Source organism: Posidoniimonas corsicana (assembly GCF_007859765.1).
Classification (GTDB): Bacteria; Planctomycetota; Planctomycetia; order Pirellulales; family Lacipirellulaceae; genus Posidoniimonas; species Posidoniimonas corsicana.
Map to the genome: position 1 here is coordinate 396,185 of NZ_SIHJ01000005.1, position 21,824 is coordinate 418,008.

General features: G+C 67.9%; 18 protein-coding genes. 3 read left to right on the forward strand and 15 right to left on the reverse strand.

Translation table 11 applies throughout. The annotated features are described in order from the left end of the window. Positions 1-18: 18 nt before the first annotated feature. From KOR34_RS24870 to KOR34_RS24925, 13 genes are all read right to left on the reverse strand, one after another. Complete coding sequence (locus KOR34_RS24870) at positions 19-585, reverse strand: hypothetical protein (protein WP_146568841.1); 567 nt, start codon at positions 583-585, stop codon at positions 19-21. A 43-nt stretch (positions 586-628) separates the two neighbouring features. Next, the gene (locus tag KOR34_RS24875; RefSeq protein WP_197531723.1) at positions 629-1,486 is read right to left on the reverse strand and encodes a prenyltransferase/squalene oxidase repeat-containing protein; all 858 of its coding nucleotides are present in this window, start codon (positions 1,484-1,486) and stop codon (positions 629-631) included. A gap of 430 nt (positions 1,487-1,916) precedes the next feature. Then, entirely contained in the window at positions 1,917-2,558 is a 642-nt protein-coding gene (locus KOR34_RS24880; RefSeq protein ID WP_146568843.1) for a response regulator transcription factor, read from the reverse strand. A gap of 292 nt (positions 2,559-2,850) precedes the next feature. Continuing rightward, complete coding sequence (locus KOR34_RS24885; protein ID WP_146568844.1) at positions 2,851-3,465, reverse strand: response regulator transcription factor; 615 nt, start codon at positions 3,463-3,465, stop codon at positions 2,851-2,853. Further along, on the reverse strand, positions 3,465-6,542 hold the full coding sequence (locus tag KOR34_RS24890) for a PAS domain-containing protein (protein ID WP_146568845.1): 3,078 nt from the start codon (positions 6,540-6,542) through the stop codon (positions 3,465-3,467). The genes KOR34_RS24885 and KOR34_RS24890 overlap by 1 nt, the downstream gene beginning before the upstream one ends. A gap of 131 nt (positions 6,543-6,673) precedes the next feature. Further along, complete coding sequence (gene trmB, locus KOR34_RS24895; RefSeq protein ID WP_146568846.1) at positions 6,674-7,333, reverse strand: tRNA (guanosine(46)-N7)-methyltransferase TrmB; 660 nt, start codon at positions 7,331-7,333, stop codon at positions 6,674-6,676. A 44-nt stretch (positions 7,334-7,377) separates the two neighbouring features. Then, positions 7,378-7,872: a 3-hydroxyacyl-ACP dehydratase FabZ family protein gene (locus KOR34_RS24900; RefSeq protein WP_146568847.1), complete on the reverse strand. Its 495-nt coding sequence runs from the start codon at positions 7,870-7,872 to the stop codon at positions 7,378-7,380. Positions 7,873-7,931: 59 nt separating this feature from the next. Beyond that, complete coding sequence (locus KOR34_RS27610; protein WP_369299136.1) at positions 7,932-8,030, reverse strand: 50S ribosomal protein bL37; 99 nt, start codon at positions 8,028-8,030, stop codon at positions 7,932-7,934. A gap of 143 nt (positions 8,031-8,173) precedes the next feature. Continuing rightward, positions 8,174-9,223, reverse strand: coding sequence for a class I SAM-dependent methyltransferase (locus KOR34_RS24905; RefSeq protein ID WP_146568848.1), 1,050 nt, complete (start codon positions 9,221-9,223; stop codon positions 8,174-8,176). A 106-nt stretch (positions 9,224-9,329) separates the two neighbouring features. Next, on the reverse strand, positions 9,330-10,196 hold the full coding sequence (locus KOR34_RS24910; RefSeq protein ID WP_197531724.1) for an alpha/beta hydrolase: 867 nt from the start codon (positions 10,194-10,196) through the stop codon (positions 9,330-9,332). A gap of 188 nt (positions 10,197-10,384) precedes the next feature. Then, complete coding sequence (locus tag KOR34_RS24915) at positions 10,385-11,632, reverse strand: outer membrane protein assembly factor BamB family protein (protein WP_146568850.1); 1,248 nt, start codon at positions 11,630-11,632, stop codon at positions 10,385-10,387. Positions 11,633-11,818: 186 nt separating this feature from the next. Continuing rightward, a complete protein-coding gene (locus tag KOR34_RS24920) occupies positions 11,819-12,199 on the reverse strand; it encodes a VOC family protein (protein ID WP_146568851.1) in 381 nt (126 codons plus the stop codon). A gap of 119 nt (positions 12,200-12,318) precedes the next feature. Next, on the reverse strand, positions 12,319-13,965 hold the full coding sequence (locus KOR34_RS24925) for a carboxypeptidase-like regulatory domain-containing protein (RefSeq protein ID WP_146568852.1): 1,647 nt from the start codon (positions 13,963-13,965) through the stop codon (positions 12,319-12,321). A 473-nt stretch (positions 13,966-14,438) separates the two neighbouring features. Here KOR34_RS24925 and KOR34_RS24930 point away from each other — a divergent pair, with 473 nt between their 5' ends. From KOR34_RS24930 to KOR34_RS24940, 3 genes are all read left to right on the forward strand, one after another. Beyond that, complete coding sequence (locus KOR34_RS24930) at positions 14,439-15,602, forward strand: toxin-antitoxin system YwqK family antitoxin (RefSeq protein ID WP_197531725.1); 1,164 nt, start codon at positions 14,439-14,441, stop codon at positions 15,600-15,602. A 162-nt stretch (positions 15,603-15,764) separates the two neighbouring features. Then, entirely contained in the window at positions 15,765-16,784 is a 1,020-nt protein-coding gene (locus KOR34_RS24935) for an esterase/lipase family protein (protein ID WP_146568854.1), read from the forward strand. A gap of 108 nt (positions 16,785-16,892) precedes the next feature. Further along, on the forward strand, positions 16,893-18,203 hold the full coding sequence (locus KOR34_RS24940; RefSeq protein WP_146568855.1) for a PQQ-binding-like beta-propeller repeat protein: 1,311 nt from the start codon (positions 16,893-16,895) through the stop codon (positions 18,201-18,203). A gap of 4 nt (positions 18,204-18,207) precedes the next feature. Here KOR34_RS24940 and KOR34_RS24945 read toward each other — a convergent pair whose 3' ends face one another. Together KOR34_RS24945 and KOR34_RS24950 are read right to left on the reverse strand one after the other, a co-directional pair. Beyond that, positions 18,208-19,965: a dockerin type I domain-containing protein gene (locus tag KOR34_RS24945; protein ID WP_146568856.1), complete on the reverse strand. Its 1,758-nt coding sequence runs from the start codon at positions 19,963-19,965 to the stop codon at positions 18,208-18,210. Between the two features lie 230 nt (positions 19,966-20,195). Then, positions 20,196-20,981 (reverse strand): FRG domain-containing protein, encoded by a 786-nt coding sequence (locus tag KOR34_RS24950; protein WP_146568857.1) that lies wholly within the window; start codon positions 20,979-20,981, stop codon positions 20,196-20,198. Positions 20,982-21,824: the final 843 nt, after the last annotated feature.

The following is a 21,824-nucleotide window of genomic DNA, read 5'->3' on the forward strand; positions in this document are numbered from 1 at the left end:
GTTGTGGGCCGGTTGGGGTCAGACGCGGACCATCTCAAGCAGCTCGACCGCCGGTCGTCCGTCGACCAGGATGCGGGCGGAGCGTCCGAAGATGGGCTCGCCTTCGGGCAGCCGGAGGTGTTCGCGGAGGTCGTCCCCGGGCTCGATCCGCCACAGGGCGAGTAGCTCCACCTCGCGGAGCAGGTTGTTGCGGATCAGGATCCGGCCCAGCGGCGACGCGTGGGACTCGATCTGCTCACGCACCGCTCCGGGCAGGCCGGTCAGGTCGATCCGCATTATGCCCAATTGTACGGGGGCGCCGTCCGATTGACGAGTCAGCACACTTTTGCGGGCGTACGAATGCTCGGCGGGCGCCTCGTCGACGACCCCCACCTTCACGAGCGACTCGTGGAACGCCTCGAGCGTGACGGTCATGTGGTCGTCGTGCGCGAGGAGCGACTGGTAGGCCGGCGGCAGGTCGGCCGCGCCGACCGCCGTGAGCCGGCCCAGCGTGGCGGGCTCGGGGTAGAAGACGCTCACCAGCCGGTCCATTTCCGGGCGGTGGGACTCGCCGAGTTCGGCCGACAGCTGCGATGGTCCGGGCATTCTTCCGTGGTCGGAGTCGGGGTCGGGGGGCGTGGCGGGGCGGCTATTCCTGCAGGCAGTCGCACCGCCAGTCGGCGTCGGCGCTGACGTTGGTGAGCAGGCAGGCCACGGCCCGGCGTACGATCGAGTGCGAAGCCTTGCCGGCGCTCGCCAGGGCGATCACCACAAAGCTGGTGGAGAGGACGTTGGCGCGGAAGCAGCCGTTGTCGGACTGCTGCGCGGCGACGAGCTGCAGGCAGGAGTCGACCGACGCGCCGCGGAGCCAGCGGAGCACGGGGTTCTTGGGACGCCACTGGCGGAAGCGGGCCAGGCCGCCGGCCAGCATGACGGGGTTGGTGCTGTCGAACTGGGGGCTGCTGAGCATGGAGCGGGCCCAGGTGGGGGCCGCGGCGCGTTCGAACCGCACCACCGGCGTCTGGCGCCAGCCGACCACGCCGGCCGCGGCCGCGTTGGTCAGCACGCCCAGGAGCAGCGAGCGGTCGGCCACGGTCCGCTTGAGCGCCGCCGCGCCGCCCTGAGACCGCACGTAGTGCTCCAGGCGGGGCTCCAGGTCGGCGCAGCGGGCGGGCACGCAGGTCAGCCGGAAGGCCGACAGCGCCAGCAGCGACGACGTCAGGTCCGACGGCATGCCGGGCGACTGGCCCCAGCCGCCGTCGGCGTTCTGGCAGTCCGCCAGGCCGCGCATGCCGGCCAGCATCAGCTCGCTGAGGTCGCCCCGGTACGCGACGTCGAGCATCTCGGCCTGGGCGGCCGCGAGCGACGAGTCGCCGTACTGCTCGGCCATGACCAACGCCGAGACCGCCGCCGCGGTGCTGCGCACCGAGGTCTGCGACAGGGTGGGTACGGCGATGGGGCCGGCGGGCGTGGGCATCAACTTCAAGCTATCAACCGCGGTGGGCACGCAGAGCTTCCTGGGGGTTCGCTGGGGGGAGGGGTCGTCCGCCCGGGGCGCCTGGGGCTCAGGGACCCGCTATGCGTGCTGGGTGGTCGGGGCGGCGACAATACGGGCAAGGCCGATAGGGGCCTGAGTGAGGTGTCGCCCCATTTTAGGTGGGCCGGATTGGGGTGTCGATACGCCCCGTGCTACGGCTCTGTGAACGCGCCGCAATCGACTTGCTGCAAAGAGGTTACGGCGACGGGCAGCATGAAAAGGGCGGGGAGGCAGTGGAGCGCAAGCCCCCGGGTTGACACTGGGGCTTCCTGCCCAGGAGTCTCCACTGCTCTCCCGCCGCTGCTCTTCCAAGGGTCTTCTCGGTATCGGAACGCCCTGGGCGGCGCGCCATGTGGTTGCCCACTTGTGGTGGGAACTACGACCCTTGCCAGAGCATCCGCTAGTCGACAATGCCGGCCGCGACGCACATGCGGACCAGCTCGGCGACCGAGTTCACCTTGGCGGCGCCGTAGATCTTGCTGCGGCGAGACTCGACCGTGCGGACGCACACGCCCATACGGTTGGCGATCTGCTTGTTGGGCACGCCGTCGAGCACCATGCGGAGCACCTGCATCTCGGAGTCGTTGAGCTGCGACAGACGCTCCTTGGCGACCCGCGCGGGCTCCTCGACGCGCCGGCGGCGGACGTCGGCCTCCAGCGCGACGCCGACGGCCTCTTCCAGGGCCATGTCGGAGCAGGGCTTGTCCAGCACCGACACGGCGCCGTTGCGCATCGCGTCGACGGTCACGGAGGTCGTGGCGTAGCCGGTCACGAGCACGGCCGGGGTGTGCACGCCGTTGTTGGAGAGCTGACGCAGCAGCTCGCTGCCGCGCATGCCGGGCAGGCGGTCGTCGAGCAGCAGGCAGCTCGGGCCGTTGGGCTGGCCGTTGGCGAGGAAGTCCTCGGCGGACTCGTACGCCTCGACGCGGAGCCCCTTGGGCTCGAGCATCTCGCAGACGGCGCTGCGGGCGGCGGCGTCGTCCTCGATGACAAACACGGTCTTACGCTCGTCGGAGATCGGTCCCTGGTCGGTAGCAAGCATGGGGGGAGGCCCTTTGTGTGGGGGCGCTGCCTGCTGGTCCCGTCAGCCGGCGCCCTGAGTCACGTGATCTGTATCGGCCCGCCTGCCGTGCGTGAGGTCGCGCGGCGGGCCCGACCCCGCCTGGGGGCCGCAGGGAGCGGCCTAGCAGGGGTCTACAGACATACTACGGCGGGACGCAGGCAGGGGAGAGATTGCAATCGGTGCAACTTGCCGCGGATTCCCTGGGGGCAAATGTGGGCGCCCACATCCCCGCCGCGGCCCGCTGGGGGCCGCCGCTAGCGGCCTGCGAGGGCTACTCGTCGGGCCGCGATTCCACCGCGATCCGCACGAGTTCCGCAACCGAGCCGGCGCCCACCTTGGCGAAGATCGACTGCCGCCGGACCTCGACCGTCCGCACGCTCATGTCGAGCTCGTTGGCGATCGCCTTGTTGGGCTTGCCCGCCACCACCAGGTCCATCACCCGCTTCTCCGACGGGGTCAGGCTGTCGAGCCGCTCCGCCACCTCCGCCCGCTGGCGGTCGCGCTCGTAGAGCTGGTGGTCCTGTGCCAGGGCGTTGCGGATGGCGTCCCACAGCTCGAGGTTCCGGCACGGCTTCTCGAGCAGCGTCACGGCGCCGTTCTTGATGGCCCGCACGGTGACGGGCGTCTCCGCGTAGGCGGTCAGCACGACTGTGGCGATGTTGTGCCCGCGGCTCTGCAGCTCCTCCTGCAGCTCCAGGCCGCTCATCCGCAGCATGCGGACGTCGGTCACCAGGCAGGCGGGCCGGGCGCCGTCGTACTTCTCGAGGAACTCCTCGGCGGAGCCGAACACCTCGCAGCGGACGCCCATCTCGCCCACCAGCGAGGCGACCGCCTCGCGGATCGCCTCGTCGTCATCGACGACGAAAACCGATTCGATGTGCGTCATCAGTCCGTGCCCTCGGCTACCGGGATTTGGATGGTGAAGGTCATCCCGCCCGACTCGTTGTGTTTTGCGGAGATGGCGCCGTTGTGGGTCTCGACGATGCGTCGGCAGAGCGCCAGCCCGATGCCCATGCCGTTCGGCTTGGTCGAGAAGAACGCGTCGAACAGCTCGTCCGGGTCCTTGACGTCGGCGCCCCGGCCGTTGTCGGTGAAGCGGATGGTCACGGACCGCTCGCCGGGCAGCGTGCTGATGCGGATCTCGCCCTCGTCCGTGTCGGACTCGCGGATCGCGTCGACGCCGTTCTGGATCAGGTTGACCGCCACCTGCTGCAGCTGCACCGCGTCGCCCTGCACGCGGGGCAGCCCCTCGGTCAGGTCGAACAGCACCGACGCGCGGGTCCGGTTGTTGTAGCCCATCACGAACTCCGCCGACCTTCTGAGCAGCTGGTTGACGTCGACGAACGAGATGTCGGTTGGCCGGGGACGCGTGTACTCGCGCATGTGGCGGATGATGTCGCCCGCGCGGGAGATCTGCTCCGACGACTTCTGGTACAGGTTCTCGGCCTTCTCGGTCTTGCCCGACCGCAGCGCGCTGCGCGCGGCCGCGTTGAATGTGGCGGCGGCGTGCAGCGGCTGGTTCACCTCGTGGGCGATCCCGGCGACCGTCTCGCCCATGGTCGCGACGCGTCCCAGGTGGGCGAGCTGCGACTCCAGCTCGCGGCGCTTGTCCCGGGCGTCGATCATCTCGGTGATGTCGCGGTCGACGCCGACCATCCGCAGCGGGCGGCCCGCCTCGTTGCGTTGGATCACGCGGCCGCGGTTCAGATTCCAGCGGTACTGCCCGTCGGAGTGGCGCAGGCGGTACTCGGCCTCGTAGACGGGGGTCTTGCCGGCGAAGTGCCGCTGCAGGGCGCGTTCCGCCTGGTCCCAGTCGTCGGGGTGGATGCGGTCCCGCCAGTCGTCCTCGCTGCGCGAGTTCTCGCCGGGTGGCAGGCCGATGGTGCGGAGCCAGTGGTCGCTGACCACCACCTGGCCGGACGCGATGTCCCAGTCGTACACGCCCTCCTCGACGCCCTCGATGGTCAGGCGGAGCAGCTCGCGGCTCTCCTCCAGTTCCCGTTCGGCCTTGTCACGGTCCATGGTGCTGACCAGGATCTCGCCGACCAGGCGGAGCAGCGCGATCTCGTCGTCGGTCCAGCAGCGCTCGTCGCGGTGGGTCGCCGAGCCCAGGAACCCTACGACCTCGTCGCCCGACAGCATCGGCACGTTGACCACCGACTTGGTGTTCATCTCCTCCAGCGTCTGCCGCAGCTGTTCGTTCTCCGGCGGCAGGTGGTCGAGGCTCGGCAGGTGGAACGGCCGGCCCGCTTTCATGTCGGCGGCCGACCAGGGGAACTCGTCCATCGGGAGGACCTTGACCCCGTCGGCGACCGGCGGCGCGTGCGGCGACGACCAGTAGATCCGCAGCCGAGCCTCGTTGCTGGACGGGGTCATCAGGTACAGGAAGCAGCGGTCGACACGCGTGAACTCGGCGAGCTCCTGCAGCACGCCGGAGAGGGTCTGCTCGCGTTGCTCGGGCAAAGGGTTGATCAGCCGGGTGCTGATCCCGAGGACCAGCTCCTCGTACCGCAGCCGCCTTTCCAGTTCCTCTTGGGTGCGTTTGAGGCTGGTGATGTCGCGGCCGACCGACTGGTACTCGACCGCCTCACCCTGATCGTTGAAGAGCGCCCGGTCCACCCACTGGTACCACGCCAGGGACCCGTCCGCCCTCACGACGCGGTGCTCGTCCACGGCCAGCGGCGCCTCGGGGGTGAGCCCGGCGATCTTCAGTCGCACCTGCGGCTGGTCTTCGCGGTGCACGTTGTCCAGCACACTGGTGCCAAGGATCTGCTCGGCCGGCTTGCCCAGGAACCGGCACACCGCGTCGTTAACGAACAGGTGGCCCCCCTCGGGCGTCCAGCGGACAATCATCTCGGTCTGGTCGCGGACGATCTCCTGCAGCCGTCGTTCGCTGGCGGCCAGCTTCTGCTGCGAGTCCAGCCGTTCCAGCGTGTTCGCCACGACCTCGGCCAGCACCCGCACCAGGTCGAGGTGCTCCTGCTGCCAGCGGAAGGACCGGCCGATGGTCGTGCAGGAGATGATGCCGATCAGCTTGTCGCCCAGCAGCACCGGGTAGTGCAGCGCGGAGCGGACGTCGTGGGCTTGGTACATCGTCCGCAGGCCATTGGCCTGCTTGGGCGCCTGGGCGACGTCGTCCAGGATAAACGCCTGGCCGCGGGCCAGCTCGCCGCGTTCCCACTCGAACAGGTCCGGCGGGGGGCCGCCCGCGTCCACCTGAGGCGGGACACGGCCCGGGCCGTTCCACTCGTGCTTCAGCTCGCCGGTCGGCGCCTGCTCGTCGAACAGGCTCAGCGAGCAGCGGTCGACCCCGGTGAACTCTCCCACCCTGCGCAAAGATTCGTCGAGCGCCTGGTCGATGTCGTCGTCGGCCAGGCGGATGAAGTCGGTGTTGAGCGACACCAGTGTCTTCTCGAACTGGATGCGGTACTCCAGCTCGGCGGTACGCCGCCGGACCCGCACCTCAAGTTCGTCGCTCGCCGCCCGCAGCTTGGCTTCGGCGTCCCCGTAGCTCGCCGCCACGCGGCACACGCCCTCGTGCCCGACCACGTCGCCCGCGGCCGAGAACAGCGTTCGTGGCGACACCTCGGTCAGCAGGCTCGCGCCGTCGCAGCGTCGCAGCGCGATCAGCTTGTTGGGCGAGTCGGCGCCGTCGAGCAGCTCCTGCTCGTTCGCCTCGGCCATTGAGAAGGTCGAAGCCTGCTGGTCGACGAAGTCGCGCCAGTCGCGGCCGATCATCTCGGTCGGCTCGTAGCCGAGCACCCGCTTGACCGAGGGGCTGACGTACGTCAGCAGGCTGTTGTTGTCCGCGGCGTAGATGAAGTAGTCGTTCGCGGCGTCGTCGTTGAGCCGCTCATACCGCCGGTCCAACTGCGCCTCGGCCACCAACCTCCGCCGCCGCTCCTCGGACAGCTGCGCCGCGAGGCCCGCGGCTTCGGTGGTGTCGACTGGCGGGACGGACATGGGGGCAGGGGAGGGGACGCGGTTTCGGTCGGCCGCAGCGGCTACTGTAGTGTATGCCCTAAACCGCTACGGGGCGAGCAGGTGGGAAGCCGCAGAGGCTCGTGCCACGATCGCCGAACTCCGACCGGGCCTCAGCCCCGGCCGGTCGGTTCCGGCTTTGCAAACTCCGCCCGATAGACCGGCTTGTCCGCCAGACGGGTGCGACGCTCGAAGTGCGTGCGGTAGTCCAGGTCGTGCTCGGCGGGCGTGGGGGGGACGTCGAACGGGCCCTCCAGGGGCGTCTTTTCGGCGATTAGCTCCAGTGTAGCGTCGTAGTACTCCTGGACGTCGGTCCAGAAGTGCACGCGTCCCCCGGGCCGGAGGGTGCGGACCGCCTGCAGCAGGAACGCCTCGTTGAGCACGCGCCGCTTGTGGTGCCGCTTCTTCCACCACGGATCGGGGAAGTAGACGTGGACCGCCTCGAGCGAGTCGTCCGGCACGTACTCGCGGAGCAGCCGCTGGCCGCACCCAGCGAGCATGCGGGCGTTGGTCCGCTCGCACTGGGCGAGCCGCGCCGCTGAATGCCGCGCGTAGCTGAACGAGATCTCCACCCCCAGGAAGTTGTGCTCGGGGCGGGCGCCGGACGCGGACCGCATGAACAGGCCCTTGCCGCTGCCGATCTCGAATTCCAGCGGGGCGTCGTTGCCGAACAGCGTCTGCGAGGTGCACTGCTCCGGCAGCTGCTCAAACTCCAGCAGGTGCCAAGCGTAGTCGAGGTTCTTGTCGATTCGCTTCAGCGCGCGGCGTCCCATGATGTCTCAGCAGGGAAAACGAAAGAAGAACGCGGGCGGTGGGGCTAGTCGACCACCGGCAGCGGCACGCCACGCATCTGGCCCTCGCAGACCAGCGTCTGCCCAACGAAGCACTGGAAGCGGAACACGACCATCGCGCCCGGCCGGTACTTCACCCGCTGGGCGGCGATCACCAGCCGGTCGCCGGGCCGCACCGGGCCGCGGAATCGCACGTCGTCCAGGCCGCCGAACCCTAGCGGACGCTCGCCCACCAGGCCCTGGCTGCGGGCCAGGTAGCTGCACGCCTGCGCGGCCGCCTCGCACATGATCACGCCGGGCATCAGCGGCATGCCGGGCATGTGCCCGCGTACCCAGAACTCCTGGTCGGAGGTGTCCTTGTACGCGATCACCAGGCCCGATTCGGCGTCGTCGTGGACGATGGCCGTCAGGTGCTCCATCTCGAACCGCTGCGGGTTGTACGCCCGGATCGCCTCGAGGTCGGCGCTGATTGTGTCAAAGTCGATCGTGGCGGGATCGACAATCAGGTCCTTGGTGGGCACCGGGACGGCTCCGCTGTACAGACGCGAGGAAACACTACCAGATCAAGCACGCGGCCCGATTAGGTCTTCACCTTCTGGCGACGCTCCTTGCGGGGGCGGCTGCAGGCGGGACGCTTGCCGTGGTTGGCTTTCTTCACTTTGCGACCAGGTTTGGCCATGACTGACTCCACGAATACGTGACAAACAAGCCGGCCGGGCCACGGGACCCGCCGGCGGGGAATTCGAGACCCCACAGTCTAGCAGCCCCCTGCGGGCAGCGAAACCCGTGATCGCGGGGCCCCGGTGTGGGGGGCGGCGGAGGTTAGGGACGGGTTTCCAGGATCAGGTTGAAGGGCGTCTCGGCGGCCCGGCGGAGCGACGAGAAGCCGGCCTCGTCCACCACCACCCGGCGCAGCTCTGCCTCGCCCGCCTGGGCCCCGAGCGCGGCCCCCACCTCCTGGGCCAGCGAGGTCGGCACGCAGACCATTGTCGACGCCGCGTAGAACAGCCGCCCGACCGGGTTCAAGTTGTCCTGGACCGCGTCGCCCGCCATCGGCTCCACGATCATGCAGGCGCCGTCCTCGGCCAGGGAGGCCCGCAGGCTTCTCATCGCGCCAACCGGGTCGCCCATGTCGTGCAGGCAGTCGAACATCGTGATAAGGCCGAACCGGCCGCTGACGCTTGCCGCCATGGACGTTTCGAACCTCAGATTGGGCAGCCCTGCGTCGGCCGCGTGCTGGCGGGCCGCGTCGATCGACGGCCCGTGGAAGTCGACCCCCACAAACCGCGAGTTGGGGAACGCCTCGGCCATGATCATCGTCGAGATGCCGTGGCCGCAGCCGACGTCCGCCACCTCGACGCCGGCCTCCAGCCGATCGACAACGCCGTCCAGCGCGGGGAGCCAGTGCTGCACCAGGTTGTGCTTGTAGCCGGGGCGGAAGAACTTGGCCACCGCGCAGGCCAGGCACTCGGACTGCTCGCCCCAGTCGACGCCGCCGCCGGTGGCGAACGCCTGCTGAACCAGCGGGTGGTTGTCGAGCGCCGCCGCAGCCGAGTCGAACGACGGCGCCAGGTAGTGCGGGCTCTCGGGGTCGGCGAGCACCGCGGCCTGCTCTTCGCTCATCGAGAACGCGCCACTTTCCGCGTCGTACGTGACGTAGTTGGCGGCCGCCTGCGAGCAGAGCCACTCCCGCACGTAGCGCTCCGCCAGGCCTTTGGCCGACGCCAACTCCGCAGGCGTGGAGGGGCCGCTGCGGGCGAGGTGCTCGTACAGGCCGAGCTGCACGCCAATCCTCACCAGCGGGATGCTGAATGCCCCGCCGATGTCGCCCAGCATCTGCCCCATCAGTTTGCCAAGCTCTTGCTCGTTCATCGCGCCCCCGGTGGTTGCTGCGGGTGGGTTGGCCGTGCACGAGCATAGCAGGTCGGGGCGTCTTGAGGCCAGCATCGACGCGAACGCCATGGACGGCGTGCGACGGTTACCGGCTGGGCTCCGCGGGCGTACGCGCATCTTGGTCCGCCGCAGCCCGGCTTAGGCAGTCTGTGACGAACGAGACCACCTCCCGCCGGTACTTCTCCGGCGCCCAGCGGGCGAAGTTGCGGTGGCCGAGATCGTCAAACCACACCAGCTCTTTAGGCTCGGGGGCCGCTTGGAACATCCGCCGCGTATCCGCGGGCGTGGTCTGCTGGTCGCGGCCGCCGCCGACCACCATGACCGGGCAGGTGAGCCGCCGGACCGCGTCCACCGGCCGCAGGTCTGACGGCGCGATGCCGGTCCGCGGCTCCAGTTGGGCCAGCAGCGCCCAGCTAGCCAGCGGGCCTGCGATCCCCAGTTTCCCGCTCGTGCGGTTGCCGACCGCTGCCTCGATGGTTGGGAACACCGCCTCGAGCACCACCGCGTCCACCTCAAGCGGCGCCGCCAGGGCGGCGGCTGCTCCGCCCAGCGAGTAGCCCACCACGGCCACCGGCTCGCCCGTGCAGCGGTGCTTGGCCCAGTCGACCGCGGCGCGGATGTCGTGCCGTTCTTGCCAGCCGAGCGTGACCCGCTCGCCGGTGCTCTCGCCGTGGCACCGCAGGTCGAACAGCAGGCTCGAGAGCCCGTGCTCGCCGAACAGCCTCGCCCTCGCCAACGACGACCCGCGGTGCGTGCGGATGCCGTGCGCCAGCACCACCACGCCGCGTCCCGGCTCGCCCTGGTGGAACCACCCGGCGAGCCGGTCGCCCGACTCGCTGTCGAACGCGACCGACTGGACCGCAAAGTCCTCGGGCGGGGGCCGCATGGTGATTTGGTGCGGCTGCAGCAGTTGCCCGCCGACGTGCCAGGCGGCGGCCGCGGCGCCAAACATCAGCACCGCACACGCGAGTGCGCAGCGTCGAAGCAGTCTTCGACTGGGTCGCAGGGCACGCAGTCTTTCGTGGGGCAGGCGCCAACAGGCCAAGCGGATTCTCCGTGGGGGCTACCCCACGGTACGTCCGACTAGCCCGAGCTGTTCACTAGGTTCCCCTTCGGCGGACTAATCGGCGTGCTGAGTCGCTATTCCTCGATGCAGAACAGGTGACGCTCCCCGCGGAGGAAGAGCTGGTTGTCCACGGGGGCCGGGGTGGCGTCGATGGTCTCGCCGATGTTGTTGGTGGCGACCACTTCGAACTGGTCGGCGTCCTTGATGACGATGGTCGTGCCGTCGCGGTCGGAGAGGTAGACAAACCCACCCGCCGCGACCGGCGAGGCATAGGTCGTACGCAGCCGGGTGCGCTGCGACGCGTAGTGGGGCTCTCCGGTGGCCGCGTCCAGGCAGGTGAGGATGCCGGTCTTGGCCTTGTAGTAGTAGAGCCGGCCGTTTGACAGCAGCGGCGAGGCGACGTCGGGCGTGTCGCGCTGCTTGGTCCACAGCACGTCGGGCGTGCCCTCGATGTCCCCCCGGCCGTCCAGCTCGAACGCGCCCAGGAACGAGCCCCGGAAACCGCTGGTCACGAACACGGTGTCGCCCATCGCGACGGCCGACGCCGCCGGCCGCTGCGTCTGGCCGTCGCACCGCCACAGCTCCTCGCCGGTCTCGAGGTCGTAGGAGCGGGCGTAGTTCTGGCCGTTCATGACCACCTGTTGGCGGCCGTCGTGCTCGACCACTAGTGGCGTGGCCCAGTTGGTGGGCTCGTCCCGCTCTACCTCCCAGATGATCTCTCCGGTCAGCTTGTTGAGCGCGTACAGCCGCGAGGGCCCCTCGTGGTCCCACGGCACGATGATCTTATCGCCGGCGAGGGTGGGCGAGCTGCCCTCGCCGAACTCGTTGCGGGTGCGCATGTCGCCGAAGTCGCGGTCCCACACCGGATGACCATCCATCGTAAAGCAGAACAGGCCCTGCGACCCGAAGTGGGCGTACAGGTGCTCGCCATCGGTCGTGGGGGAGGCCGACGCGTAGTTATTAGTGCTGTGCGTGCCCTCGTGCGGAGTGCCCGTGGCGGCGGTCCGTTGCCAGACCACGTCGCCCGACTCACGATCCAGGCACATCAAGACAAAGTCCAACGCCCCGCCGCCGCTCTGAGCCGGGACGCTGGTCACCACGTACACGCGGTCTTCCCAGATGATGGGCGATCCGGAGCCGCGTCCGGGGATCTCCTTCTTCCACTTCACGTTCTTGGTGTCCGACCACTCGGTAGGCGGGCTGGCGGTGGTCGAGACCCCGTTGCCCCCTTCGCCGCGCCAGTGGGGCCAGTTGTCGGCGGACGACACCGCCGTCATCAGCAGGACGAGAGCGGCTGCAAGCGAGGAGCGGCGAAGAGTCATCGTCTGGTTCCTGTGTGGTTTCTGAGTGCGATCGACGCTGAGGCGTGCCGGTGCTCCAGCGGATTGTAGCCGGCTGTCAACCTCCACGCCGTGTTTTACGCGCAGCTATGTATGCTAGCCCTCATTGCCGGCCCCTTGAGTCTGTTTCTGTAGGCGCCGACCAGCGGGGCAGTCGTCGGAGGTCCGTTACAGCATCGGCTCCCCGCGCTTGCAGAGCTGCAGCGAGAATCCCCACGGGTCCTTGAGCATCTTCAGGTGCGACCCGTCGGGGAGCTGGAGGTCGTCGACCTCGGTCGCGCCGGCCTCGCACAGCCGGGCGGCGTCGGCGTTGGGGTCGGCAGAAACAAACGCCAGGTGCAGCTGCAGCGGGTTCATGGACGCGTAGTCCGGCGACTCGCCTGGCGGGTTGTCATAGATTTCAACCATCGACTGACCGGCGCTGTCCAGCAGGAAGTGGGTCTGCGCTTTCTCAAGCCGGCGTTTGATCGTGAATCCCAGGTGCTCGCAGTACCAGGCGGCCACCGACGGCGGATCGGCAACGTTAAAGGCGAAGTGTTCGACTCTCATGGTAGTTCCGGGGACGCGTCCCGACGCGTCGGTCGTCAGCAACTGCAGTGAAGGCAGTTCTGGGTGAGATTACGGACAGGACGCTAAACAGAAGGCTGCGTGCGATCAGTTTCCACGGGTCACTCGCTCTCCGCGACGATCGCCTTGAAGCTCCGCTCGTAGAACTGGCCGTTGGTAGGGTCGCGCCAGGCGGTCACGCCGACCAGCACGTCGCCTGGGCTGACCTGGTAGCTCGCCAACGCGTTGTTGGGGTAGCCGCGCGGCGAGAGCGACTTCGGCTGCCGGCCCTTGCCCTGCCAGGAGTGGATGTCCTCTAGCTCGATCGACTGGTAGCGTTCAGCCGGGGTCGCGTCGGGAGCGTCATCGGCGGGCGGGACGACCCGGATCCAGGTTGGTGACGGTCCGGGGCGGCCGTACCCGTACATCCGGTTGCCGACGGTCAGCGCCAGCTTGTCGTCGACCTGCGTCAGGCCGATCCACTGCAGGTGCGGAGGCACACGCGGTTGTGCGCCCTCGTCGAGGACCACCTCCTCCTGCCCAGAGACCGCGCCTGGGTTGTCGTCGGTGGCCTGGTTCCGCCAGTCGATGCGGAGCAGCGCGGTGATCGCCTGGTGCAGCTTGATGGTCGCGGTGGCCGCGCGGCCGGCGCTTACCTCCACCTGCTGGTTGCCCGGTCGGAACCCGGAGCCCGTTGCTTGGACCGAGTACGCGCCGGGGTAGACCTTTAGGGTCGCGGCGCCGTCGTCGTTGGTGACCTGCTGCTGTGAATCGGCGGAGCTGACGTTGAGCCGCCGGGCCGAAACCGAAGCGCCGGCGACGGGCCGCCCCTGGGCGTCGGTGACGCGGACCGACAGCTCGCGGCGGTCCTCGGCGGTGAAGCGGGCGGCGGTGAATGTGCCGGCGTCCTTCACCGACCAGGGGTCGGCGAAGAATTCGTGCTCACCCGGCTTCAGGTCGGCGCCCTGCAGCGAGAGCTTGCACGGGTACGGGCGGCTGCCTGAGCCGCGGTTGTAGCGGAACAGGTAGTAGCCGTGGGGGAACTCCTCGAGCACCTCGTCGCTGCCGCTGACCGACACCCGGAACCCGTCCCGACCGAGCGGCTTGCCCGACTGATCGACGACGCGGAAGTAGGCGTGCATCGGCGTCTCGCGGGCGGCGTCGGGCCGCGGGGTTGGGGCCGCGGCGTTGATCGCGTCGACGCGTTCCACCAGCGCGGCGGGCAGCTCCTCGAACGACAGCCGCCGCTCGACCCGCTCGGAGAGCGTGCGCGAGAGTGCGGGGTAGGCGTCGGCGATCGCCTCGCGGCTCTTCTCGAGCACGTCGCTGGCGGCCCGGCCGTGACCGCGGTCGAGCAACTCGGACGCGTACCAGTAGGCGATCCGCGGGTCGGCGGGCGAGAGCTGGTGGGCCTCGGTCAGCAGCCCTAGCGACGAGCCGGACCCCGGGTCGTGCAGTTTGCCCTCCAACGCGACCAGCAGCAGCTCGGTCGCCCGGGCTGCGGGGTCGGCGACCGACCGGCCAACCGCTGCGCGGTGGGCGGCGGCCGCGGGCGGGGCGGTGGCGATCGACGCGATCAGCTCCAGCGGGACGCGCACCTCCGACTCGCCGATCGTGACCACCACGATGTCGCCGTCCATGCTGGCCACTCCGTGCAGCGTGGCGCCGGAGCGGAGGGTGATGGTTTCGGCCGCGGACGCCGCGGGCGGCGCAGCCATCACGAGGACCAGCGTAAGCGCGAGGAAACGGGAGGGGAGCGAGGAGGGCATCGTCAGGGTCCGCCAATACTTAAGGGAGAGTTGTTAGCTGGATTATCCGCCGTCCCGCCGGCGCCAGTCAACGTTGAGCCGCGGGCCGCCCCCTGCGCTTGGGATCTGGCCCTGATTGCGGGATGGAGAGTGGGACGCTTCGCGGCACTGCTAAGTTTCCTTGGGCGCCGCCGCCAGGACATCAGCTGGGGGCTGCGGGGGCCGATTCGAGCACAGGCGGCCGGGCGGCGGGCCCGCTCGTTGCACGCCCCACCCGGCCGGGGCCGAGTTGTGCCGGTTGTTCGGGCGGTCCGGGTCGTGCGGTCTTGTTCCGCGGGTTGTTCCTCTAGTAACGCCGAGAAAGCCGGGACTATCGGAATAACGCCCACCGATACCGGGGGAGGGGAACCTCGGCGGACGGCCCCCAGCAGTCCGCAGGACATCGTCTCACGGCCCGCAGGCGCCGCCCGTAAACCGGTTCAAGGATGACCAAAATGAAGACCCTTCGCATGGTGTATTCTGACGCCGTCGCCCGCACGGCGGCGGGCCTCTGCTCGCTCGCCCTCACGACCGGCGCCGCAGCGGAGTTCTCGGTGCTCACCGCCGAGCCGTCCGGCCCGTCCGCGCCGGCGATCGAGGGCGGGTTCGACGCCATCCCGATCACCAACGAGCTGAGCAAGCCCGGCCGCATCGAGGTGGTCCGCGAGCGGCGCGCGGACGGCACCGTCTACATCGAGCGCGAGACGACCCTCGACCACGAAGAGAACTTCGTCAACCACGGCTCGTGGCGGATGTTCGACCGCACCGGCAAGGTGACCGCCGAGGGGCGGTACGACATGGGCAAGCGGGTCGGCCCGTGGCAGCGGTGGCACGACGCCAGCACCACCCAGACCGTGAAGGGCTACCCCTTCAACCGCTTCAAGGCGCCGTTCGTGTCGCAGGCCACGTTCACCAACGGCGAGATGGACGGCCCCTGGATCATCATGGACGCCGAGAGCCGGAAGGTGATGCAGATCTCGATCGAGGATGGCAAACGCCACGACGTTGCCATCACGTGGGCGCCCAACGGGCAGGTGCTCCGGCAAGAGACCTTCAAGCACGGCGTGCCCGTGGGCGACGTGCTGGAGCTGAAGAACGGCGCCGAAGAGCTGCAGCGGACGGCCACCTACCTGGACGGGCGGCAGCTGGTTGAGAAGAAGGCCAACCACCAGCGTTCCAACAACAAAAAGTTCGTCGAGACCTACCTGGCTCCCAAGACCGTGCTCAAGACCCGCGACGACTTCTGGTCGCTCACCTTCGCCGAGTACGAGCACGAGGGCGAGCAGATGCTGCACGGCATGTCGCGGCACTGGCATCCGAACGGCCAGCTGGAGCGTGAGGGTGAGTTCGACATGGGCGCCAAGACCGGGCGCTTCACGCACTGGCACGCCAACGGCCAGAAGCGGGTGCAGGGCGAGTACGCCGACGGCAAGCAGCAGGGCCTGTGGGTCTGGTGGCACCCCAACGGCCAGAAGTCCGCGATCGGCCGCTACGACGACGGCGAGCTCGTCGGCCGGTGGCGCTGGTGGGGCGAGGACGGGGTGCTGGCCAACCAGCAGAACTACGGCGAGGAGCAGGTGCCCGTGGCTAGCCGCCCGGAGCTGATCTTCGAGTTCTAGCCCACGCCGCGATTCTCTTACGCTCGCAGCAGGGTAGGCGACGGCGCCTACCCTGCTGGCGTTTGGGGCGGCCGGTTGCGCGGGATCTGCTCTTGTGCGCCGAACGCGAGCACGCCAAAGTGGCGGGGCGTCGTCCATTCCGCCACTTGACCGGAGTCCGCCGTGCCGGGAGCCGCGCGCCGTGTCGCCCTGCTGCTGACCCTCGCCCTCGCCGCCCGCGGGGCCGGGGCCCAGCCAGTCGACGAGGGCCGCCAGCGCGCCGAGCGGCAGGCGTCCTTCGACTCGACCCCCATGGACTTCTCGACTCCAACCCTCGGCGGCAAGCAGTTCTGGGCGGACCAGCTCGTGCTGCACGATTGGCGAATCCAGCGGAACGTGTTCACCGGCCACTCGCGGCTGCTGGATCCCCGCGACCGCCGCGTTGTTTCCGGAGGGTTCGATGACTGCCGCGACCGCCTGGCCAGCATCCGTGAGGCCGACGGCCTGCCCGCCGTGCGTCCCCGGACGGTCGTCCTGCTGCACGGGCTGTGGCGTTCGCGCGGCGCGATGCAGAAGCTGCAGGAGCGGCTCCGCGAGAACGACGCCTGGTCCGTCATCTCGGTGGAGTACCCCAGCACCCGCGCAACGGTCGGCGACCACGCCCGCGGGCTGCAGCAGGTGATCGACAACCTGGATGGCGTCGAGCAGGTCGACTTCGTGTGCCACAGCCTCGGCAACCTGGTGGTGCGGCGGTGGCTCACCGACTTCTACCTGCCATCTGGCGACGACGCCGAACGGCCGCGGCTCGGCCGGATGGTGATGCTCGGGCCGCCCAACCACCCGCCCGCCATCGCCCGCACCGTGATCCCGCTGGACGTCACGCGCCAGGTCTACGGTCCCTCCGGGCGAGAGCTGTACAGCGGCTGGGACAAGCTGGCCCCCACGCTGGCCGTGCCCCCGATGGAGTTCGGCATCCTGGCCGGCGGCAACGAGGGCGGCGGACGAAACCCGCTGATCCCCGGCGACGACGACTTGGTGGTGTCGGTCAACGAGACCCGCCTGGCCGGCGCCGCCGATTTCCGTGTGCTGCCGGTGCTGCACACGCTGATGATGCGGGACCCGACGCTGCACCAGATGACCGAGTCGTTCCTGCTCAACGGCTGGTTCGAGAGCGCGGACGCCCGGCAGCCAATCGGGCCGTGAACGGGCCGGCTCACCGTTCGGGCGATACTTTTCGGTCGCGGGGGCGTTTAAACCTGCCTGCGCCTGCCTATTGGGCCACCTCCTCTTCCCGCTCGCCCTGGAGACGTCATGAAACGCCTGGCCGTTGTTATTCTGCTATCGCTCGCCACGCTCACGCCCGAGGGGCTGTTCGCCCAGGACTGGCCGCAGTGGCGGGGCGCCAACCGCGACGCCCGGGCGACTGGATTCGAGGCGCCCGCCGAGTGGCCGGCCGAACTGACCAAGCGATGGGACGTCCCCGTGGGTGATGGCGTTGCGACCCCCTCGCTGGTGGGTGATAAGCTCTACGTGTACGCCCGCGAAGGGGGCGACGAGATCCTCCGCTGCCTGAACGCCGAGAACGGCGAAGAGCTGTGGCAGGACGCCCACCCGGCCGAGGGCGTGGGCGGGCCCGCGTCGGGCTTCGCCGGCCCGCGGTGCTCGCCGGTCATCGCCGACGGCAAGGTGGTGATCATGGGCGTCGAGGGGGTGATGAGCTGCCTGGACGCCGCGTCGGGCGAGCTGCTGTGGCGCAACACGGAGTACAAGGACCAGGTACCCCGCTTCGCTACTTCCAGCTCGCCGCTGGTGACCCATGGGTTGTGTATTGCCCAGGTGGGCAGCAGCGACGACGGCGGCATCATCGCGCTCGACCTGTCCACCGGCGAAGAGAAGTGGGACTGGGACGGCGACGGCCCGTCCTACGCGTCGACCGTGCTGATGCAGGTGGACGGCGAAGAGGTACTGATCGCGCCCACCAGCCGCAACATGGTGGCGCTCGACGTGGCCAGCGGCGAGCTCCTCCGCGAGATCCCCTACGAGCAGGGCCGCTACAACGCCGCCACCCCGGTCACCGCCGAGCAGTTGGTGATCTACGCCGGGCCGACCCGCGGCACCACGGCCGAGAAGATCACCAAGGCCAACGGCGAGCTCACCGCCGAGCCGGTCTGGAAGAACACGGACAACTCGCTGCAGTTCAACTCGCCCGTGCTCCGCGACGGCATGCTGTACGGGCTCTCGAACCTCGGCAGTCTGTTCTGCGTCAACGCCCAGTCGGGCGACACCGCCTGGACGGCGCCGCTCGCCAAGCCGACCGCCGAATCGGCCGAGCAGGCCGAGGAGCGCGAGCAGCCCGAAGAAGGCGACCGCCGCCGGCGGCGTGGGCGGAGGGGCCGCCGCGGCGGCGGGGGCGGTTACGGCTCCGTTGTGGACGCCGGCAGCGTGATGTTCGCGCTCAGCCCGGCCATGGAGCTGGTGGTGTTCAAGCCCACGGCCGAAGCGTACGAGGAGCTCGCCCGCTACAAAGTCTCCGACAGCGCCACGTACGCCTACCCGGTCGTCGCGGGCAAGCGGGTGTACATCAAGGACGCGGACTCGGTGATCTTGTGGGCGATCGAGTAGCGATCTAGCCGCGGCGGCGACCGCGGCCCAGGACAGCGGCCCAGCCCAGCAGCAGCACGGCCGCGGGCTCGGGCGCGGCCGTGGTCGACGCGGCCGCGGCCAGCGTGGCGCCGAACTGATTCCGCCAGACCGCGTAGTCTGCGGCGGTGATGTCGCCGTCGCCGGAGCCGTCGGCGCCGGTGCCGGGCGTGACCTGCTGGCCCAGCGTATCCCGCCAGACGGTGTAGTCGGCGGCGTCGACCAGGCCGTCGCGGTTGTAGTCGCCGGCGAGCAGGGTCACCGCCACCTCGAAGATCTCGCCGCTCGCCGACGAGAGCGCGACCGGGTTGCGGAACACGTGCGGCGCGTTGGTGATCAGGCCCCCGTACACGTAGCCGACGACGGTCTCGCCGAAGGGCAGGGCGTCGAGTTTGATCACGCCGTTGTCGTAGGTCTCGATGCCGTCGGCCAGGAAGAACTCCGCGTTGGAGCCGAACCGCATCAGCTGCGGGGTCTCCTCGTCGGTGTAGAGCTCGGGGTACGCGCCCAGGTAGTGCTGTTGGTAGGCGCCGTCGGCGCCGCGCACCACCGAGCTCACCTGGCTGGTGTTGGGCAGCTCCACGTCGGTCACAAACCCGTACGCGTCGGCGGCGGGGTTGTCGGGGTCGTACTCCTGCAGGGTGATGCCGCCCATCAGCACCTCGTGCATGGCGCCGGACGCCTCGGAGAACATGCCGAGCTTGGCCGAGTGGTAGTTGTTCATCGCCTGCTTGAACACGCGCGGGTCGGCGTCGAGCGAGCCGTCGGAGTTGAGCGGGTTGTTGCCGTAGTCGATCTGGGCGGGGACGCCGCTGGCGTCGATCTCGACCGGCACGGTCCACGCGCCGCGCGAGCTGGTGAACACCCCCGACAGCACGGTGATCCCCTCCTCCAGTTGTCCCTCCCCCTGCCGGACCGTGGGGAACACGTTCAGGTCGCGGCGGCGGAAGTAGGACTCGGGCGTCGACGACTGCCCGGCGGTGAACCCGAGGTTGGTCCCGTCGTCCTGGATGGTGAAGGTGCGGACCTGCTTGGTGTACTCGCCGTTGACCGCGTTGCCGTTGTACGGCTGGTTGAAGTCCTGGCCGAACACCAGGTGCATCTGGCCGTCGATCTCGAGCATGTCGCCGCCGGTGACCTTGAACAGGTCGTCTTGCGTCTGGCGGATGTGGTCGGCCGCCTGGCCGGTCCCGCCCTTGGCCCAGTCGACGATGCCGGGCAGGTCGACCGCGGTGAGGTAGTCGAACGTGTCGCGCGAGCTGGGGTCCACCAGGCTGTCGTCGCCGAAGCCGCCGGTGATGTACAGGCGGTCGCCCACCTGCTCGAACTGGGCGTTCGCCGTGTAGAGCGTCAGCAGCTGCTGATCGGTCAGCCCGCTGTTGGCCTCGCCCGGGACAAGGCTCCGACTCCAGGAGGTCTTGGCGACCGGGTCGATAACCCACACCTCCGCGTTCTGCTTGCGTTCGGGGATGGTGTCGTTGTCGATGTCAAAGCCGTGCATGCCGTTGGTCAGCCCGCCGATCACCACCCACTGCCCGGAGTGCTCGCCGGCGACAAACGAGTGCAGCGAGGGCCGGGGGAACGACCGCTCGGCGTCGTACTGCCGCAGGTCCACCTGGTAGGGAGCGCCGCCCACGATGACGGGCGTGGTGGTGGCGGTCTGGTTGGCGGCGGTCAGCGGCGCCGCAAGCGCGCCCAGCAGCAGCGCCGCCGAGAGCGACACGGTTGTCAGAGGTCGGGTCATCGGATGCTCGGCAGGGTGGCCCCGGGGCGGCGGCCCCCCGTTCCGTGAAGAGGGCCCAGGCGGGGACGTCTAGCCGCCCGGAGAGCCTTTATCGTACTTGACCGCTGAATCCCGGGCAATTAATCCGCAGTAACCGTGTGCCTGGATCTGGTGGGGCGCACGCACCCCCGATTTACGGGCCGGTAATGGGGCCGTATTGCACAATCTCTAGATCGTGCAGTTTGAATCTACTACTCTTTGATTCCGTACCAATACATGACGTCTTTGGCGAGATGATCCGCGTCTGGGTAGATTACCGCTTGTCGCATTCCGAGGTACATGAGATCTCTTCTTACATCTTTGAATTTGAACCCCGAGAGTTCGATCCTCGCAATTATTTGGTCGGAGTTCTCTTGTGCGGACAGGATGTCATCAATCGATGTTCTTTCTGTGCCATGAACCGTGAAGACTCCTTGCTGACCGTGAATTCTTGGATTGGATCGGCGAGGGTATATAGGTATTGGTAGCTTGTTATCTAAGGTGCTTCCATTCGTTTGTTTAGTAGTCTTTGAAGTAATCGGAGGTAGATACATTTCGGAGAACGAGCCATTCGGGACAATGATCTCGCAGTCCCCGCCAGATATTCGTGCGAGTTCGTGAGGGCAGATCATCCAGACGACTGGGTTTTCTTTCTCATCCCACTTGTCAAATGCGAAAAAGAGTGCTTGGGATATCCCCTCGGTCCAATCTAGCAATCTTGTCGGTAGACCATGATGTCTCGCGAGTGAGTAGTAGTCCCACGGGTCATAGTGCGAAGTTTCAAGGTAGTTTCCTACTAATTGATCAAAGGTACTAAGAACTGAGTATTCATCGTTGACATTCTTCCAATAGACGCTGGGTACAAGCGGCCATGGGCCATTCACACCTCGAAACCAAACGTCATTTGTTTCGTCCGAGCAAGAATCTCCCCATTGGCGACTGATCGTTATCGCCGTCTCTATCGCACTTGCAATCGTGCTGCACGTTACTTCGACCATTGTCAGAGTCGTCGATCCAATGCTCAGGTGGATGGGGCTGCACGTAGTTTACTCGCATCTCACCTTATTGCACGCATCGAATGACGAGAGATCTCCGGGTAAGATTCGGTGCGCTCAATGCGCACCAAGATTAGACCCTCGAGGCTAGTCGAGGGTCACGTTGAAACCTTAAGGACGAATGGCACTGCTTCGCATCGCCCCCTAGTCAATTTCTAGGTGTCAGGTCCGGTATCGCCACAGAGTTGGTCCATGCCGCCGTCAGGACTACCTTCCAAGCCGAGGAGATCTTTGAGCTTGGCCATTGCTTGTATAGCCTCGCGCTCGGCCCTCGCGGGAAGCTCGGTTGCGGCCGCGTCTGGATCATCTAGCTCAACGAAGTTGGCGAGTACTGGATTCACTCGAACTAGGTTCTGCTGACCGCATAGCGTCGTGAGTACTGCCTCAGACCAAGTACCCTGAGATTCAAACATCATCTCCAGAAGGTGTGGTACGACACCAGCCTCGGTAAGTCGATCGTAAGTATCCGCAGTGAGACCGCTTTGAACTCGACCATTGCCTAGGCGAAGGATTCGCATATCTTGGTAATCAACGTGTCGCTCGTTCTTGGCATACACTGCCGCCACCAGAGAAGGGTCGTTTGCGAATAGCCCCCCGTCAACATAAGTAGCTCTGTAGAAATCTTATCGTTGCTAGCTAAACTGTAGGTAGTGTTGTTTCCGTACGGTGTGGGTGCGAACGACGAAGTCTCCCATCGCGTTGCTGCTTGCCGCCCACGAGCTGGGTCGTCGGACGGTGCGTCGTTACTGGCATCACCGTGCCCCGAAGAAGTTCACGCTCCCTCAG

What these genes read in the sequence shown, in the direction of transcription:
- KOR34_RS24870 (WP_146568841.1), bottom strand. Translation starts at nt 585, where the DNA reads ATGCCCGGACCATCGCAGCTGTCGGCCGAACTCGGCGAGTCCCACCGC.
- KOR34_RS24880 (WP_146568843.1), bottom strand. Translation starts at nt 2,558, where the DNA reads ATGCTTGCTACCGACCAGGGACCGATCTCCGACGAGCGTAAGACCGTG.
- KOR34_RS24885 (WP_146568844.1), bottom strand. Translation starts at nt 3,465, where the DNA reads ATGACGCACATCGAATCGGTTTTCGTCGTCGATGACGACGAGGCGATC.
- KOR34_RS24890 (WP_146568845.1), bottom strand. Translation starts at nt 6,542, where the DNA reads ATGTCCGTCCCGCCAGTCGACACCACCGAAGCCGCGGGCCTCGCGGCG.
- trmB (WP_146568846.1), bottom strand. Translation starts at nt 7,333, where the DNA reads ATGGGACGCCGCGCGCTGAAGCGAATCGACAAGAACCTCGACTACGCT.
- KOR34_RS27610 (WP_369299136.1), bottom strand. Translation starts at nt 8,030, where the DNA reads ATGGCCAAACCTGGTCGCAAAGTGAAGAAAGCCAACCACGGCAAGCGT.
- KOR34_RS24905 (WP_146568848.1), bottom strand. Translation starts at nt 9,223, where the DNA reads ATGAACGAGCAAGAGCTTGGCAAACTGATGGGGCAGATGCTGGGCGAC.
- KOR34_RS24910 (WP_197531724.1), bottom strand. Translation starts at nt 10,196, where the DNA reads ATGTTTGGCGCCGCGGCCGCCGCCTGGCACGTCGGCGGGCAACTGCTG.
- KOR34_RS24915 (WP_146568850.1), bottom strand. Translation starts at nt 11,632, where the DNA reads ATGACTCTTCGCCGCTCCTCGCTTGCAGCCGCTCTCGTCCTGCTGATG.
- KOR34_RS24920 (WP_146568851.1), bottom strand. Translation starts at nt 12,199, where the DNA reads ATGAGAGTCGAACACTTCGCCTTTAACGTTGCCGATCCGCCGTCGGTG.
- KOR34_RS24925 (WP_146568852.1), bottom strand. Translation starts at nt 13,965, where the DNA reads ATGCCCTCCTCGCTCCCCTCCCGTTTCCTCGCGCTTACGCTGGTCCTC.
- KOR34_RS24930 (WP_197531725.1), top strand. Translation starts at nt 14,439, where the DNA reads ATGAAGACCCTTCGCATGGTGTATTCTGACGCCGTCGCCCGCACGGCG.
- KOR34_RS24940 (WP_146568855.1), top strand. Translation starts at nt 16,893, where the DNA reads ATGAAACGCCTGGCCGTTGTTATTCTGCTATCGCTCGCCACGCTCACG.
- KOR34_RS24945 (WP_146568856.1), bottom strand. Translation starts at nt 19,965, where the DNA reads ATGACCCGACCTCTGACAACCGTGTCGCTCTCGGCGGCGCTGCTGCTG.
- KOR34_RS24950 (WP_146568857.1), bottom strand. Translation starts at nt 20,981, where the DNA reads ATGGTCGAAGTAACGTGCAGCACGATTGCAAGTGCGATAGAGACGGCG.